The following is a 17,671-nucleotide window of genomic DNA, read 5'->3' as shown; positions in this document are numbered from 1 at the left end:
TTAATCTTTCTTCTTCAAGTGCTACTTTTGGTGCGGTACTGGCAAAATTTCTTTCTTTAAATTTTGCCAGTGCATTTTCTGCTTTTGTAAGTTCCTCTCTGGATTCTTTTATTCGCTCTTCGATAAATAATCTTTTCTCTTTAGCCTGAGTTTTAATGGAATTGCGAATGTAATTACTTATGTAGTTTATTGTAAAGAGGTTTAAAGCATAAGAAAGCTGTGGATCGGGAGCATTGGAAGATAAAGTAAGAATATTTGTTTTTGGATCTTTCCTTATAGATAATACTTTGCCTTTTCTTATGGTCTCGATTTTTTTCATGAAATAAACATATTCCCAGTTCTGTATTGAAGTATCTGGAACAATTTTATATATCTGCTCAAGTGGTAAAGAGTCACCCTTAAAGAACCATTTTTTTTCATACAATTTGGAAATATAATCTTTATCCTGTAAAATCTTATCGAGGTAATCAGAAGGATCGACATTATTGTTAAAAGTCACATTTTTTCCTGAAATTGCTGCCAATTGATTGATGTTTCCTCCACTGCTTCCTTTCGTCTTAAGAATAAAAATTGTATTTGAGGAAAAAAATTCTGCAGCCAGAAGAGCGTAAATTATACCCAAAACTGTGGTAAAAAAAGTACATCCTGCAATAATGAATTTGTTTTTCCAGAGAATAAAAATCAGAGAAAAAAGAGAAATCTCACAGGAATTGGGAGAATTTGAAACATGCAGCCGATTCAGGAATAAATCCGTTCCTGTATTATGCTTCAATTTGGTATCCTTTTGCATTATTTCTCCATTTACTTTATGTAATAAAGAATTCAGGAAGGCTACTTTAACACTGAATAATTACCACCTCTCAGTGAAAACGCTTTTCACGTGTTCATCGGTTTATTAAGAAATAATCAAAGTTTTCTTTATGGTAATCAATAAAAGTGGAGATCTTACCGGTAAATTTATGCGTGGTATGATTTTCCATCTTTCGGTCTTTTGTAAATTGCGATCATCAACGTTTTATTGAGTGAAAAAGTAAATATATACAAAAATTTTAATAATTTATCTTCAGGATAGAAAATTTTCTGCTCAAGGGTGAAAAGACAAAAATAAAATAATTCTGATACGGGATGTCAATTTTTAATAAAAATGATGTTGCTTTTCAGGAAATACAGTAATTCTGGTGGAATCTGTTAAGATTCTTCAGTTTTTAAAGAATAAGAAAGGTATCAGGACGTTTAATTGATTTCCCGGGGAGATATCTTTGGAGTGAAAAACGGTTAAAGGTGCTTGGAATTAGATAATAGAGAATGTGCAGCATCATCACATTTCTGTCTTCTTTTCCCGGGGTTGGAAGGTATTATTTGTGTGTTTGAAACACCTGGCAGTTTATGTACCGGGAGATTTAAGTAGGCCTTTCATCACCTCCTCTGTATCGACATAGTAGTGCTTATCGTGAAACTGTTACAAGTTGGGTAAGTTATTCTGGCTTCTTAATTTTTACTGGTGGAAGAAGAAACGATTATTATATACCGGATTTCCATCTCACACTTGTGCTCGTAATTGTAAATGATAAAAGATCACTAAAAAATGCAGGTTGGATCGGGTGTGTACTCTCGTGTAGTCGTACTGTCGTACCCTCTTATTGTCGTAAACTCGTGTTGTCGTGATGTCATACCCTCGTAGCCCTCGTATCCTCGTACCTCAAGAGGCTGACCTGTTTCGCCGTAGTGCCTCGCAAAGGCGAAAAAAACAGGAACACAATTTGATTGTACACCTAATAGAGAGCCTCTAAAAGACCAACATATACTGACAATTGCCCGCCGGCGCAGCAGTTACAATCCCTGGAGGATAGATGACAGGAGCAGTTCTCCTGGTTCTGGGGCTGCTTGTAATGCAGGCGCATGGAACCGGCGTGGAAGCGGAAAGGGAAATGCCAAAAACTGAAAGTCTGGAAAGAGGCCTCGGTTATTTGACAGGTGCGGGAATTTTCGGGTTGGAGTTTATAGGTATTCCGGTGATAGATCGATACCTTAACTGGGGGAAACCCCCACGGTGGGGAAATCCCTTAAAAAACCTGTCGGAAAACGAACCATATCATCAGGATGAACTCTGGCATTTTGTTGGTGCAGCATCGACTGCACAGCTTAACTACTCTGTGCTGGAAAACTATTTCGGCATGGATGATCCTCTTTTTACATCAGCAATAATGACCCTGCTTTTCTGGACCTGGATGGAGTGTCTTGATGGAATGGGAAGTTCCGGTTTTTCCATCAGAGATCAGCTCGCGAATCTCTCAGGAGTTGTTTACAGTTCAATAAAACAGAAATATCCGGGATTTCCACTCTATGTGCGCTTAGGGGTAAGAGACTATGTTGGTCTTATCAGTAAATCATTGGAAGGTGATGTAAAGAAGCTCTTCGGAGCAAAGTACAGGATGACAAAGGTGGAAATTATCTATATGGCGAAAAACTTTTCTTATGCAGGTTTTGTAGTATCGAATGGTAAAAAAAATGAAGATAAAATGGGATTGACCATGGGGTTTGATATTGTCAGGATGCTAAACAATGAGTATCAGGGATGGTGGAGCAAACCCCTTGGTTTCTTTTGTAATCATCTGTGCTTGTCGGTTAATTTTACTTACTGGATAAACTAAAGAAATAATTTCCCGTTTTTGTTTTACGAGCACCGCTTTCGCTGAGCATGAGCACGATGAGGGATGGTGAAATGCAATCGTTGTAGTATAAGGAGGCGCAAAGTAGATTTTCTTTTTTCCCTTATTTCAGGTATACGAAGCAGGAAAAATCGTGAAATTCAGTGTTCTCCGAAGCGGGTCGAGTGGAAATTGTACTTTAATTACTGAGGGTGACTGCAGGATACTTATCGATGCAGGGATGAGTCAGAAGAGGATAGGGGAGGTGCTGAAAGAAGCTGGTACTGAACCTCAGGATCTCGATGCAATCGTAATCACGCATCTTCATTCGGATCACTTCAATTATTCAACACTTCGGGTCTGCCTGAAAAACAACATCTCCCTGTGGGTACACGAGAGAAATCTTCCGATCCTTCAGGCATCTTTCAGAAAAGAGCACTTAAAGCAATTATCTCTGGGATGTTATTCTGATAAAAAATTAAAAATCGGTTCTTTTCTGCTGCAGCCTTTTGAGATTTCGCACGATGCAGATAATGTGACATCGGGGTTCAATATCAGTCCGGACGGAGCGAAAGAGAAATATCTGGCTTATGCATCGGATCTGGGTCATTTTCCAGACACACTGATCCCTTATTTCAGGGATTCCCGTGCAATAGTGATAGAGTCTAATCATGATCCCGATCTTTTATGGAAAAACCCCAACCGTCCCTACCTGCATAAAAAGAGGGTAACAGGAGAGCAGGGACATCTTTCGAACTATCAGGCGGCTGATGCGCTTGTGAGGACAATTCGCAGCTCATCGAGAACACCGGAAATGGTAGTATTGTGCCATCTGAGCCGCGATCATAACACTCCTGAACTGGCGGTCAGGACAGTCAGTACTCTGCTTGACAAAGAAGACATTTCCACATCACTGCATGTGGCTCAGAGACAGGCTGCAACGCCGGTATTTGAGATCAACTGAAAAAAAGGCTTTTTTTTAGAATTTCCCATTCTCTCGCGACCGCATCCTGATCATTTGTCCACTCAGAAACTTTTCCGGCTGCTGCCTTTACCTCATCGGATGCATTTCCTACCGCGATACCCAGTCCGGCGCTTTTAAGCATGGGAATGTCGTTTGATGCATCCCCGAACGCGATGACATCATTGATTCCCAGGCCGTAGGATTCAGCGAGAGCAGTGAGCCCGTCACCTTTGTTTGCGCGAGGATTGAGAAATTCGAGGTAGTAATCCCATGTTCTGCAGATGTAAATGTCATCTTTCCACAGTGACCGGAAGAATGATTCTTGTTTGTCCATTTCTGCTTTTTCACCTACAAAAATGATTTTAGACGGGCTTTTGCCGCGGAAGGAGTCGAACGAATCGAGAAAATTGCAGGCTGTTGAGGTTTGCTGATAGTAAAGATCGATCCAGGGACGGGTCTGTGGAGTGGAAACAGAGTAGAGTTTTCCTCCGACATAGTAGTTGAGGTTAAAAGTATCAGCCTTGAAATAATCAAGAAGATAATCTGCGTTAAGGGGTGAGAGGGGAGCGTGATAAATGAGCTTTGAGCCGTGTGAACGATCCGTGTACACTTCAGCGCCGTTGAGGGTAAGCACTGCTACATCGAGGTCAATGGTTTCCACAACCTTTTCTATACTTCCCCCTAGCCGTCCAGATGAGAATGCCACAACCGCACCAAGGTCTGATATCTCCTGGAGTGCTTTACGGTTTGCAGGGGAGATCTTTTTACCGGAGTCAAGAAGCGTTCCGTCAAGATCGAATGCGAAGAGGTATGAGGGCTTTTTGATACTCATTTTTTGTAAGCTTTCTATTAAAAACCCGGTCGGTGAACCGGGAAGAGGTATTCGTCATTTTTCCGGGAAAAACCGTTGCCATCGATTTCGAATGAAATGGTGAAATAATTTATTCAACACACAGTTGTTTTTCCCAGGAAAGTTTTTCAGGTAATCTGGAAAGATAATTCATTGGTGATTAGTTCTGAACTGTGATTTTAAATTCAATGATAAGTGATTTAAGAACGGATGAGGGGAGATAATCAGACATTTCAGCTGCCAGTACATCTCTGCAATATGGTTGGGAAAATTGAATGAAAAATACAGGGCTGGTTATCAATAGCGAAGTTTATCAGATCAGGAAAAGGTACAGGCGTGGCCGGGTTAGATTAATTGTTGTTTTTTATTATTAGTGGGGACATCAGGAAACGGAAATTTTCCGGGATGAGGGCTGTAAAGTCCTTAAGTTACCTCTGGGGTGAATTTTTTACTTAGCAGGGGCAATTTTTATTCAGTTAAGTCATTTTTTCACCCCGAAGGTGAAATGGTGACCTCGAAAATTTGTTTCCTGCAAAACAGCACCAGGGCTTTGAGAAGGCTAACAGGACACGGCCCTCTGTCATAATCTAGACATAAAAAAACACACATCCACATCATTAAACGGACAGAATAATGAACAGGACGTAAGCATCTGTCCAATTTTTGGATCGATTATGCCGTTTAAGCTCCAAACACAGTGAACGCACTCTATTTCACAGAAAGTACTATCCCTGCCTTGAACATGTTTTTTCCTCTAAACCTTGGTATCAGTCTGGCCTGACCTTAGTAGTAACAGAGTTAAACAAATGTACAGAAAAAACCTTATTACCTTATTATATTCACACCCCCAGAGCACTTCCCAGGCGAGTCTGATTCGATTCTACATCATCTGTACCTTAGAACACTCCTGACCAAATGATCTGAAGGTATGGTACAGACTATTACTCCATTCGATGAAAGGGTGTTTTTAAAACGGGGTGGGCACGGAGGATTCCTGAATCATGAATTCAGATAAATGAGTTTTAAGTATATTTCTATTCTATATCGGAAAAGATTATCAAAAAATTACAGTTATGTTATAATGAATGAAATGTATTAAACATATTGATGTCTAGTTCAGTACTTCTGCGAGATCAGGAAATCATTTAATCAAATAAATCAAGGTCTGAAAGGAGACAGGATGGAACAATTGCTGGAATCGGTATTGGAGTTCAGTGATGAATATCTTCTGGACCAGTACAGGAATCACGCGGAGGAGTATACCGAGGAAGCGCTGAAAGTGCTTGCTGAAGAGATTGGGAGACGTAAACTGGGTGATATTGAAATAAAGAAATCGCCCCAGACGGAAAAAAAGAAAAATACGCTGGAGCTTGACAGTGATGATTTTGAGGAGTTGGATCATTCTTTTTCCCATACCGATTTACTTCTTGCAGTAGCCATGCTGAGAGATAATGAGATCCTTTTCTATGTTCATAACATGGCATCAGATACGCTTCCGCTCGAGAGTGAGGCGACCGTGCGTTTTGCCATCCATGTCCACAAGAGTAAACTGAAGAAGGCTGAAAAGCTTATTGAGGAGCACTTCGAGAAGTCAAATGGACGGTATATATTGAAATACAAAGGTGCAAGGGAGAGGCTCAAGGCATTCAGTTTTTCAGATGTACATATCACTGAAAAGCAGGCTAAAGAAAAAATAGAGGTAGTGCTTACAGATGAGGAGAAGAAGGTTATTGTCACTTATGGTAACAGGCTTCTTAAAGAAGCTGATCAGATAGAGCAGGACCAGCAGAGGCTTCTTTTCTATTATGACTGCATCGAGGAGGTGCTTGCGGATCTGGTGGACAAAGAAAAACTGCTCATGAGCCGTTCTGACCTGTTAACCATTCTTGAAATCCTTCAGGTTTACTGTGAAGAACCTGGTTTTCCCACGAATATGGATGGGATGATTTCTTCTCTGCTGAAATTCTTTATCGGGACGTAGTATTTACAGCGATTTTCCTGTTTTTAAAGAATATTGTGTGTAGGCAGGTACTCTTCTCGTGCTCGTAATCTAATTGTTTTTCCTCAGGACGATTACGAGCACAGCTGGCGCTTAGCAAGAGCAAGAGAAAACGCGAAGCGTTTCCCCTTTTGCGCTCTGTAATCGTGATTACTTTAATCTTAAGAGAAAGAAAAATCAGGACATTACAAGCACCGCTGACGTTGAGCATGGGTACGATTAAGAAAGAGAACCGGGTTGCACAAATATTTCAGTACATTCGATTTTTAGAGGGAAAACTTGACGTTAATAAGGAGCAGGATTCATATTTATACACCGTTTAGCGGAAAATACCTTTTTGAAAGGAATTATTCGGATGGCGAGTGTAAAAAAGAAGAGAAAAGCGAAGATAAACAAGCATAAGCGGAAGAAAGCCCGTCGCCTTAACAGGCACAAGAAGAGAAACAGGTAGTTTTCCCGTTTTTCCGGGTTTTGACTATCGGATCAGCTTATTTGCTTTGAGCATACCGGGGGTGGATTATCACCCCCTTTTTTCTGCCCTGTACCGGATTTCCAATTCGTTTATTGGAAGCTCCATTCTGTATATTCCATATATATTAGCAGCACTTTTTTCTGAGGATAGCCATGGTTACATTAACCGGGATAGTGAACGGTATTACATTTCAGAACGAGGACAGCGGTTTTACAGTAGTGCAGCTTCAGACAGAGTCTTCCCCGATTCTTTATACATGTGTGGGAGTAATGCCCACAGTAGCTCCGGGTGAATCGATCCAGGTAGAGGGTGAGTGGGAGTCGCATCGGAAATTCGGAAAACAGTTCAATGTAAAGACCTATCAACTGATGAGGCCAACGACACTGGAGGGAATCGGAGCTCTTCTGGGGTCGGGTCTTTTCACAAATATCGGTCCGGTTCGTTCAAAAGCGATAATAGGTTGTTTTGGTCTGGAGACCCTTGATATCCTGGACCGGGAACCGGAGAGACTCATGGAGGTCCCCGGGATAGGAAAGAAGACATATCTGAGAATAAAGGAGGGCTGGGACCGTCAGAAGCACCTGCGCGATCTCATGATGTTCTTAAGAGAGTATGATGTGTCTGTAAACATGGTCATAAAAATATTCAAGGCCTATGGAGAACAGGCGGGACAGAAGATTAGTGAGAATCCATACTGCCTGGTAGAGGATATCTGGGGTGTAGGGTTTAAAAAGGCGGATCAGATTGCTCAGAAGATGGGGTTTGCGCATGATTCCTATAAAAGAATACGTGCGGGTTTGATCTTTGTAATCCAGGAGGCATCATCGGATGGCAACACTTTTCTCCCCGCGGCTGAGCTTGTGTCAAGGGCTTCAGAGATTCTGGAAGCAGCGGAAGAAAAGGTCACATATTCGCTCGATCATGCTGTTGATATAAAGCTGCTCATAAGGGAAAACGACAAGGTATATCTTCCTCTTTACTATTACGCCGAAAAGTACATTGCAGAAGCGATACTGAAGAAGCTGCGTTCCGCAAACATGCTCTCCTTTACATACGAATCGACCGGAAGATGGCTTGAGGAGTACAACCGAAAAAACGACTGGCGTGCTGATGATCTTCAGACAGAGGGGATCAGGAAGGCTGCCTGCAGTCCGCTGTTTCTGCTTACAGGCGGGCCGGGGACAGGTAAAACTACAATTCTTCAGGTCCTGGTCTCTTTTTATCTCGAGCATAATCGCAAGGTGGTGCTGGCGGCGCCAACCGGTCGGGCGGCGCAGAAGATGGGAAGTGTGGCCGGGATAAAGGCCGGGACAATTCACAGGCTGCTGGAGTTTAAACCCGGGGCGGAGGGGTATCGGTTCGGGCGAAACGAGGAAAACCCGCTTGACGCTGATGTGGTTATACTTGACGAAGTTTCGATGATCGATGTGCTTCTGATGCGTCAATTTCTCGCCGCGCTCAGGCCCCAGACACAGTTGCTTCTTGTTGGAGACAACAACCAGCTCCCGTCGGTGGGCGCAGGAAATGTGCTGGGTGATCTGCTTGAGAGCAGTGTGATTCCTCATGTCTGCCTGAAAACTGTTTTCAGGCAGGCTGCGGCAAGCAGGATAGTGACTGCTGCGCACGAGATTATCAGGGGTAAAGCCCCTGCATTTACAAATTCAAAACAGGACAACTGTTTTTTCATGAATCAAAGCGACCCTGAGGCTGCGCTGGAGACCATAGTGGATCTTGTCAGCCGCAGGCTTCCTGCGAGGTACGGGTATAATCCTGTGACAGATATTCAGGTGCTCTCTCCAATGCATAAGGGGATCCTTGGAACAGAAAGTCTCAACGCGGCGCTTCAGAAGGAGCTTAACAGGACGTCTCGATTTATCAGCCGGGGGCAGTACAGGTTTTCGGTTGGTGACAAGGTGATGCAGGTCAGGAACAATTATGATCTTGGTGTGTTTAACGGTGATATAGGGACCATAGTTGCAATCACCGAAGATTCGGAACTTCAGGTTGACATTGATGGCAGTATGGTGAATTACAGCAGCAGGGATATCGATGAGCTGATGCCTGCGTACTGTATAAGTATTCATAAGAGTCAGGGTTGTGAGTTCAAAGCGGTTGTTATTCCTGTGTCAACGCAGCATTTTGTGATGTTACAGAGGAATCTGATTTATACCGCCCTTACCAGGGCAAGGCAGTTATGTGTCTTTGTGGGAACTCCGAGGGCTTTATCCATAGCGGTGAACAATAATAAGGCTTTGATGAGAAATTCGAGTTTGAGGATGAGGTTGATTGGATGATGATAACAGGTGAGAATAAGAGAGTCTCATGTGAAGATGTATAGAGAAGAAAGATAATGGAAACAAAAGATAATTGTTTAAACAAAACTAACAGGTATGCATTATCTGAAAGTTTCCTGTCGGGAGATTCAGGGGTTTTCTACCCAATTCCACTAATTAATTTTTTTAGTAAATCTAAATACTATATTTTATATGCATGAAAATTTGCTAATAGTTATATTACATTTAGACCAGACATGATTTTTTACAGAGATATTCTCATCCTGAGATTTTAATTTCCTCTGGTAAAAAAGTAACAGGTGGGGATTTCCACGAGCGAGAGCGCTGTTTTTGGTATTGAAAGCGATATACGCTTGTTTTTATATTTGATATCGAATGGGCGCCAGTAGCTCAGTTGGATAGAGCGTCGGCCTCCGGAGCCGAAGGCCGCAGGTTCGAATCCTGCCTGGCGTAGTTGAGCAAACTTAAACGAGAAAACACTTACAAAGGAGGTTATTATTAACTTCCGTCTAAAAACCCTGGGGCTTTTTGATATCATTCAGCCCGAGATTGATGAAGCAGAGGTATTCGACTCGAATCTCCTCAAAGATGCTGTCAACAGCTACATCGCATCGGGAAAGCGGAACTTCGCACTGGACCTCTCTCCACTGGATTACATCTATTCCGACACGATTAATGCGTTAATGGCATTGAACAGGAGGATCCTTGATGTCAGTGGGCGGCTGTCGCTTCTGAGTCCACAACCCGAGGTCCTGCAGATACTTAAGCGTGCCGGTATTCATAATATACTGCGCATTTTCGAGACTGAGACAGAACTGATGAAGACTTCTGAGGACATAATCCTTCAGACCTCCAGCATCAAGGTGGGAGACATTCAGAATATTGCTGAAGCAGTTCCCGAATCGGAATTCGATCAGCTGAGATCTGAGATCGGATCTGTTTTTGGTGCCCAGGAAACCTCGCATCAGGAAGAGGCTGTGCAGAAGCCGCAGGCATTCAGACCTGCACCTCCATCACAGGAGGAGCCTGCCCAGGAATCGCAGTTCATGGCTCCGCCTCAGGAGAAATTCGCAAGGCCATCGATGCCGCAGTTTGCTCCGCCAAAACCTCAGACCGGCTTTGGGGCGCCGCCTCAGTTTCAGAGCCATCAGTTTGCGCCTCCTCCGCAGAAGCCGCCTGTGCCTCCCAAGCCTCAATCACCGGTTTTCGAACCAGCGCAAAAATCGCCACAGCGTTCTTTTACCCCGCCGGAACCTTCCAGGGAACCCGATTTCTCTACAATGCGGCCGGAAACACAGCGGTTTGCAACTGCTCCAGTGCCTCCTTCCAAACCAGTGCAGCCAAAACCGGAGCCTTTCATTTCCGATGAAAAGGATTTTGATGAATTTGAGATTCCATCAAAGAAAAAGCCCAGGAAGGTAATAGAAGAAGATTTTGATACCAGTGATGATTTTGATGATGAAAATAAGAAAAAATCTCCACTACCAATGCTGATACTTGTAGTTTTAGTGTTAGCTATTGGTGGAGCAGGGGTCTTTTTTGGATATTCAAAACTGAGCAAGAAACCACAGACTCCGGTAACCGCGCCTGAAAAAGTGGCACCGGTTACTCCTCCTCCTGCACCTGCGGTTTCCGAAGTGACTCCGCCATCCGAGTCTGTTGCAGAGGAGAAGAAGTCCGAAGAACCACCAGCACCTGAGCCGGTAAAGGCACCGCCTGCAGAGGAAAAAAAACCTGCTCCGCGTAGAGCGGTTGCCAAATCCAGACCTCGTCCAGCTCCGGCTGCACCAAAGCCCGCGGCATCAACGCCTACTGTAAATCAGATTGCAATCACTTCCAATCCTACAGGCGCCTCGGTGAAAATCAACGGGCAGTCGCTTGGAACTACACCATTTACCTGGACAAAGCCGGTTTTCGGGCAGATTAATATCAGCTTATCTAAAGCCGGTTACCTGGAATCTACAAAAACAATAGAGTTTACAGGCGGATCAGTAAAAGAATCTTTTACTCTGAAAAAAGAGGCATCAGTACCTCCACCTCCTGCACCGGTTGTCAAGGCTGAGCCGAAGAAAGTGGCACCTCCACCTCCGCCACCTCCTGCACCGGAAGAGGATGATTTCAGTTTGCCGGATCCGGAGCCGGCAGCGCCGCCAAAAACACCGGTACCTGCCGCCGCCGCAGCACCATCCGGAGGTGGTGGAAACGCATCGATCTTTATTGCATCAATACCTCCAGTGGCTGATGTGTATCTCGATGGGAAACTGGTAGGCAAGACCAATGTTGCCGAGATTTCACTTCCTGCGGGCACACACACTCTAAGGTTTGTCAAGGGTGCCAAAGAGATGACTAAATCGGTTACCCTGAAGGCTGGTAAGAACCCGTCACAGATGGTTCGACTGCCCTGATAAAAGCGGCAATCAGAAATGCAGGTTAGTAGAAAGTATAACCGGAAGCGGAAAATTCCGCTTATCCGGTTTTTCCTTTTTGTGTTCCTGGTCGCTCTCTGCTGGAAGATGTTCAAAGGCAGGGGGGGTAAGGGAACTGTGCCTGAGTCGACTGTTACTCAGATAGACACCAGTCAGTTTGAGAAACCGGTTGAGAAGCCACTTACTCAGAGTATCAGTAAATTACCTTACGTTGTAAAAACGGGGGATACCTTTTACGGTATCCTGAACCAGTTTGAAATATCGGGCAGAGGGGCAAACGAGGTTTTCCTTTCACTTAAGCCGCTGGGTTTACCGGCTCTTTATCCGGGGGATTCTCTTGTAATAGGAAAAGATTCCACTGGGGAATTGAAGAGTCTGGAGCTCCTCAGCAGGTCCAAGTACAGGTATCAGGTCACCTGCAGTGATTCATCCATAAGAGCAGAGAGGAGCTCACTTGCAGTATCGACCCATATCTGTCTTTTGAATGGTGTTCTTGAGACCTCTCTATCTGAGCAGATATATCAATTGGGCGCCAGTGATGCTATAACGGCCAGGTTTGCCGACATATTTGCCTGGGATATCAACTTTTTTCTTGATCCTCGTAAAGGGGACACCTTTCAGATTCTCTTTGAGAAGAAGTTTGCGGAAGGCCGGTTTATCGGTTACGGGGATATACTGGCGGCTCGTTATTCGAGCGGTCAGAAAGAATTTCTTGCATATGGTTTGAGAGACAGTGATGGACGGGTGAGGTATTATGATGGGAGCGGGAAATCGGTACAGAAGCAGTTTTTAAAGGCGCCGCTCAGTTATTCCCGGATCTCCTCGGGATTTACTCATAAGAGGAAGCATCCTATCCTGGGGTACTATCGTCCGCATCTTGGGATAGATTACGCAGCTCCCACAGGCACACCGGTATATGCGGCTGCGGATGGGCGAGTGGTTTTTTCAGGTCGAAAAGGCGATTATGGAAATATGGTAATACTGTCTCATGGGGGTGTATATGAAACATATTACGGACATCTTCACAGGATAGCATCGAGTGCCAGGACCGGGAATCGGGTCAGGCAGGGAGAGATGATTGGTACGGTGGGATCGACGGGCCTTTCCACTGGTCCGCATCTTGATTACCGCATGAAGAGGCACGGTTCTTTTGTCAACCCATCCACGATAATCATGCCCTCGAACAGCAGTGTTGAGACTGCGCGTCTGGAGGAGTTTAAAGGGCTGAAGCAGTCTTTTTCTGTGATGTTGAATCTACGTTTTCCAGGCAGGCTTGGCTTACACATATTGGATGTTGAGACACCGGTATCAGAGGAGCCAGAGGTAAATCTGGTGAATCGGGTGTCAGAAAGCAGGGGAGATGGCGGCGCCACAGATTCTTGACAGGATCAGGAAAGAGATAATGGAGAGGGATCCGCGTTATCCGATTAATGCTTATGAATTTGTTCTCAGTGGGCTGGATTTTTACCTGACCAGCATAGGCGAGAAGCGTCATGTTAGCGGGCAGGAGTTTTCTGTTGGTCTTCTGAAATTCGCTCATAAGCAGTTCGGTCTTCTGGCACCCGATGTATTAAATCATTGGGGTATAAAGGTAAGTGATGATTTCGGGCATATTGTTTATAACATGATTGGTGCGGGTATAATGAGCAAGACACCGGAGGACCGGGAGGAGGATTTTTTTGGTGTTGTGGATTTTGGAGAGTATTTCAAGGATAAGGATTGTTTTAAGATCGAGCTTGAATTTATAAAAAGAATAAAAGGTGCTTGATGCTGTGGGGAGAAACAACTATTTTTTGATGTCATTTTGAGATTAGTGCCGCTTTAGCTCAGTCGGTAGAGCAAGGGACTGAAAATCCCTGTGTCCGCAGTTCGATTCTGCGAGGCGGCATTTGCAGATAGAGAGCCTCGGGTTTTTTGATCCGGGGCTTTTTTGTTTTGTAAAGATCGATTCATGTCATCTGATCTGCTTAATTCGTGTTGCTAGACCATCAAGGCTTTCAGAAACTTCATCCAATGCTTTTTCAACAGCTTTGCATACTCTATTCTCTCTTTTTAACCACTTTTCAAGGGCAGATCCTAAAGACGGTTTACATCTGAATTGTAAAGTCATTTCCTGTTCAAACCGGATCAGATCTTTCCTGCTTTTTACATTTTGAGCCTCTTTCCTGAAACTCTCGAGAAGAGATTTCTCCTCTTCAGAAAGAGGACCTTTGACAAAATGTTCTACACCGGAAATCAGTCTGAGTGCAAATTTTCCGGGAGTAACTGATAAAGGTTGTTATTCATGGGTGCTATTCTGAAAGTTAAAAAACATCAATAAATATAGTAATACATGCCCGATAAGCACTAAATTATTTGATTTTCGTGACATTTCTTGTCGTAACAATGGGTTGTCGGGTATTTTTATCCGGTGAAGTGTTTCTGTTATTCAATCTTTTCTCTGAATTGGATCGGAGAGGAAAGCAGGCGTTTATAGATCCGGTTGCGGTGTAGAAGGCCGCGAGTGGTGAAGATTATCAGGGTGATTGCCTCCCATAGAAAGACCCACCCCCCGATAAAGAGCCCCTCTACGATAATCGATGGAAATGGAGATTCCCGGAGTTTTTCAGGGAAAATGGTGGCTACCCAGAGAAATGCAAAACCAATGATACTAAAGATTATTGTCTGTTTATTTTTGGATTTTATCTCATTACGCAGAAAATAGCGTTTAAAGGTGAATCCGTTTTTCAACCCGTTTCGAGCCTGTTCCTCTATGTTTTCATTTCTGCTTCCCTTTGGGATAGTGAAACTCAGTGCAACGGGGTATTTGAATGGGATGTCATCAGAGCTTCCTTCAAGATAAAGCTCCAGATCCGGATCTATGTCGCGCAGTTTAAAGGGGGCAGGATCCCACTCACTGAAAATATCCTCATAGCGGTCCAGGGCAATTTCGATAATAAACGACCTGGAATTTTTATCGAACCGGTAAATTTCCGCAAAAAGTCCGTTTGGTTTTCCCTTATCCTCTCTTGGGCAAAAAGGCCACATGCTCTGCTTTCCCCCCGTAGTTAAATATTGGACATCAAAAACACTGCCATCAGGCTTGTAGCATGGATGACTTTTAATTTATTCTGCCATTTTTGAAGGGAAACCTTCTTATGAAGGAAGTAAACAGGAACGCGGCTGCAGGAACATACCGGTTCGATATCTCAACAAGTTTTCAATCCGTAAAAGTTCTTGTTGTCAGGGCCGCAATCGGCAACACAGAAACATCGTTTCGTTACATGACATTTGGAGAGCATTACGCATCGGCTCCTCTTGATGGTAAAAAGACAATTTCAAGAAACGTAAGTCTGAAAGCGGCGGATGTTATTGATACCATTAAGGTCACGGCAACAGGTTTCAAGGAAAAGACCTGAGATTACAGAGCTGATTAATCCGCAACAAAATATCACTCTCGATTCAATTCCCACACCATCTAAGCCGTGGCCTACGGCAAATCCCGCTGCAGCGGGTCCGTTCGAGGTCGAAGCCGACAAGGATGTGGGGCCCCTGGCGGGAGTTGTTCCAGACCCGGTCTACGGGAACAATCAGCAGCGTTTCAACATGTATCGTCCAAAGAATCTTGCAACAAGCGGGTATTTACATCCAATTCTTATCTGGGCAAATGGGTACGGGGATAATGCCATAAATTGGCGGGCACATTCACCGTTTTCATTTCTGTCAGAATCTATCTTCATCTTATCACCTTTTGAGTGTTTGTTTAATTTCAGTTGTTGTAAGTTTCGTCACTATAATTTACGGTATTAAACGCATCAAAAGGTGTTTTTTTTATGTCAATATATCATCCGATTTAGGTACTACTTAGTTCTATCCGGAAGGTGCTTCCTTTTCCGACTAAACTTTCAACTGTGACTTTTGCATTAATTAATAAGCAGATATTTTTCACAATAGCTAATCCAAGTCCGGTCCCCCCTACTTTTCGGCTCCTTGCTTTATCTACACGATAGAATCGCTCAAAGACTCTATGAAGGTGTTCTGAAGGGATCCCTATTCCCTCATCACTTACAGATATTTGAACTCTACCATCTTTTTTCTCTGCATTTACTAAAACTGCTTTTCCCTCGGGACTATATTTTATTGCATTATCAATTAAATTTAAAAGGGCTTGCTCAAGTAGATCTGCATTGGTTTTTACCTCAATCGTCTCATCGCAGGTAGTTTTTATTGCTATACTTTTGAGTTCCGCTTTTGCCAAGCATGTATTAATTGCATCATCAAGAACGGTTTTTATCCTGGTTGGCGCAATATGAACATCCCGTTGTTCATATTCCCGCTCAATAGCGGAAAGTGAGAGTATATCATCGACCATAGAACAAAGCCGATCAGTTTTGGCAGAAATAATTCCCAAAAACTTAGAAACATCTTCAGGCAAATCATACCCTCCATGACGGATAGATTCAACAAATCCTTTCACCGAAGTCAGTGGTGTACGCAACTCATGAGATACATTTGCAACAAACTCTTTTCTCATGATTTCCAGTTTTTTTAATCTGGTTATATCATGTAGAACAAGTATAGCCCGGTCTGCATTTGATTTAAATTGATTTAAATTTTTTCCTCTAGCATGAATATGACGTTCACCAGATGGACTGGGAAGAATGAAACTGGTTTCAATCATTAATTCACTTGTTAAGGTCTCTTGCAAAAAATGTTGTAGAGCACTATTGCGAACGATATCATGAATCCACATTCCTTCCGCATTCTCAACCGATATTCCCAGAAATTCTGCAGCAGCCGGATTAATGGTGATTATTCGTTCATTTGTATCTATTGCCAGAACACCTTCAGACATCCCAGTTAAGATAGCGTCCAATTCATTTCTTTGACTGGTAATCGTTTTTATTCGGTCGCCCAATGATTTGGCCATGGCATTGAGAGCCAATGCTAAACCACGTGTTTCCTCACCATCGGGAATTCGTAATTTAAAATCTAGATCTCCATTAGCAATTCTTTCTGCGCCGGTTTTCATCTCTCTGATAGGTTTGCTCAACGCCCGTGCTATAGAAAGGCTAGCAATACCGATAAGAATAAGCGCAAACCCGGATGCAATTACCATATGCATGTAAAAAAGTCGAGTATGACTAATTATATCCTTTAATGATTCGGCAAGACGCAAAGCCCCTTTTACCTGGCCATTTTCTATTATAGGGACTGCTATATAGAGCATGGAAAAACCAAGCGTTGTGCTAAAGCGTTCCTCTACCCCAATCTCGCCTTTCAAAGCTCGAGAGAACTCAGGTCGATGAGCATGGTTTTCCATATCGCGTGGATCTTTTTCTGTATCTCCCAATACAATTCCATATTTATTTATGACAGTTATTCTGGCTTGAATGGATTCTCCAATTACCTTACTTAATGAATCAACCTGATCTTTTGAATCTTGACTTGACAACACTGGAATTAAAAGAGACTTTATTAAAGAACTCTTTATAACAGATTCCTTTGTAAGGTTTCTATAGTAAAATTTTTTATAAACCTCAGAAGCATAGATTGTAACTGTTACAAGTGAAAACAAAGTAATTCCCAGACACACAATAAAAAGCTGCCAAGTCATTTTAGTGATTTTCATCAATCACCCTTCAAACACAGTACTTACTCAGTTTCAGCGAATCGATATCCCACACCGCGAACAGTTTCAATTAGTGATCCCGTATCTCCCAGTTTACGGCGTAACCCAACTATCACTACATCAACTGATCTGTCGGTTACCGGGTAATTATCATTTCTCACACTATCAATAATTCTGTTGCGAGTAAAAACCCAGCCCGGATGGCTGGCTAAAAGTTGTAATACCTGAAATTCCATATGGGTCAGTTCTACTTTATTACCTCTGCAGATTACCTCATGGCGACTGAATTGTACCCGAATTGGTGGACACACCTATTACCAAAATATTTTTATTCATGGAGGGTGTGTTCATGTCCAAGAAAACAAGAAAGAAATATGATGCTTCCTTTAAACGGGAGGCGGTCCGCA

14 protein-coding genes and 2 tRNA genes are annotated in these 17,671 nt (G+C 43.2%); 11 read left to right on the top strand and 5 right to left on the bottom strand.

From position 1 onward, the window contains the following. Positions 1–790, bottom strand: a 790-nt coding sequence (locus tag GX089_05585) for a hypothetical protein (protein ID NLP01943.1), incomplete at its 3' end; no start/stop codon positions are given. Positions 791–1,850: 1,060 nt separating this feature from the next. Between GX089_05585 and GX089_05580 the strand changes: the two genes are divergently transcribed. Together GX089_05580 and GX089_05575 are read left to right on the top strand one after the other, a co-directional pair. Continuing rightward, positions 1,851–2,651, top strand: coding sequence for a hypothetical protein (locus tag GX089_05580; GenBank protein NLP01942.1), 801 nt, complete (start codon positions 1,851–1,853; stop codon positions 2,649–2,651). Positions 2,652–2,802: 151 nt separating this feature from the next. After that, positions 2,803–3,612: an MBL fold metallo-hydrolase gene (locus GX089_05575; protein NLP01941.1), complete on the top strand. Its 810-nt coding sequence runs from the start codon at positions 2,803–2,805 to the stop codon at positions 3,610–3,612. Here the strand turns inward: GX089_05575 and GX089_05570 are convergent. Next, entirely contained in the window at positions 3,605–4,444 is an 840-nt protein-coding gene (locus GX089_05570) for an HAD family phosphatase (GenBank protein ID NLP01940.1), read from the bottom strand. The genes GX089_05575 and GX089_05570 overlap by 8 nt on opposite strands. A 1,198-nt stretch (positions 4,445–5,642) precedes the next feature. Here GX089_05570 and GX089_05565 point away from each other — a divergent pair. The 8 genes from GX089_05565 to GX089_05530 all read left to right on the top strand — a co-directional run bounded on the left by GX089_05565 (position 5,643) and on the right by GX089_05530 (position 13,541). Beyond that, a complete protein-coding gene (locus GX089_05565; protein ID NLP01939.1) occupies positions 5,643–6,443 on the top strand; it encodes a hypothetical protein in 801 nt (266 codons plus the stop codon). A gap of 373 nt (positions 6,444–6,816) precedes the next feature. Then, entirely contained in the window at positions 6,817–6,912 is a 96-nt protein-coding gene (locus GX089_05560; GenBank protein NLP01938.1) for an AURKAIP1/COX24 domain-containing protein, read from the top strand. Positions 6,913–7,085: 173 nt separating this feature from the next. Continuing rightward, positions 7,086–9,227, top strand: a complete 2,142-nt coding sequence (locus GX089_05555; protein NLP01937.1) for an ATP-dependent RecD-like DNA helicase — start codon at positions 7,086–7,088, stop codon at positions 9,225–9,227. A gap of 379 nt (positions 9,228–9,606) precedes the next feature. Then, a tRNA-Arg gene (locus GX089_05550) sits at positions 9,607–9,680 on the top strand. Positions 9,681–9,910: 230 nt separating this feature from the next. Further along, positions 9,911–11,632, top strand: a complete 1,722-nt coding sequence (locus GX089_05545; GenBank protein ID NLP01936.1) for a PEGA domain-containing protein — start codon at positions 9,911–9,913, stop codon at positions 11,630–11,632. An 18-nt stretch (positions 11,633–11,650) separates the two neighbouring features. Beyond that, on the top strand, positions 11,651–13,036 hold the full coding sequence (locus tag GX089_05540) for a peptidoglycan DD-metalloendopeptidase family protein (protein NLP01935.1): 1,386 nt from the start codon (positions 11,651–11,653) through the stop codon (positions 13,034–13,036). Continuing rightward, positions 13,014–13,421 carry a hypothetical protein gene (locus tag GX089_05535; GenBank protein NLP01934.1) on the top strand — a complete coding sequence of 136 codons (408 nt, stop codon included), beginning with the start codon at positions 13,014–13,016 and terminating at the stop codon, positions 13,419–13,421. The genes GX089_05540 and GX089_05535 overlap by 23 nt, the downstream gene beginning before the upstream one ends. Before the next feature lie 47 nt (positions 13,422–13,468). Further along, a tRNA-Phe gene (locus GX089_05530) sits at positions 13,469–13,541 on the top strand. A gap of 536 nt (positions 13,542–14,077) precedes the next feature. Here the strand turns inward: GX089_05530 and GX089_05525 are convergent. Beyond that, the gene (locus tag GX089_05525; protein ID NLP01933.1) at positions 14,078–14,680 is read right to left on the bottom strand and encodes a hypothetical protein; all 603 of its coding nucleotides are present in this window, start codon (positions 14,678–14,680) and stop codon (positions 14,078–14,080) included. A 110-nt stretch (positions 14,681–14,790) separates the two neighbouring features. On the opposite strand from GX089_05525, the gene GX089_05520 reads away from it, so the two are divergent. Next, positions 14,791–15,051 carry a hypothetical protein gene (locus GX089_05520; GenBank protein ID NLP01932.1) on the top strand — a complete coding sequence of 87 codons (261 nt, stop codon included), beginning with the start codon at positions 14,791–14,793 and terminating at the stop codon, positions 15,049–15,051. 434 nt (positions 15,052–15,485) lie between these two features. Here the strand turns inward: GX089_05520 and GX089_05515 are convergent, their stop codons facing one another. Then, the gene (locus GX089_05515) at positions 15,486–17,264 is read right to left on the bottom strand and encodes a cell wall metabolism sensor histidine kinase WalK (GenBank protein NLP01931.1); all 1,779 of its coding nucleotides are present in this window, start codon (positions 17,262–17,264) and stop codon (positions 15,486–15,488) included. 23 nt (positions 17,265–17,287) lie between these two features. Further along, positions 17,288–17,575, bottom strand: coding sequence for a winged helix-turn-helix transcriptional regulator (locus GX089_05510; GenBank protein ID NLP01930.1), 288 nt, complete (start codon positions 17,573–17,575; stop codon positions 17,288–17,290). Between the last annotated feature and the right edge of the window lie 96 nt (positions 17,576–17,671).

It is taken from the genome of Fibrobacter sp. (assembly GCA_012523595.1).
Classification (GTDB): Bacteria; Fibrobacterota; Chitinivibrionia; order Chitinivibrionales; family Chitinispirillaceae; genus JAAYIG01.
Note: the sequence above shows the minus strand (reverse complement) of the source record. Positions and strands in the feature narration are given on the sequence as shown.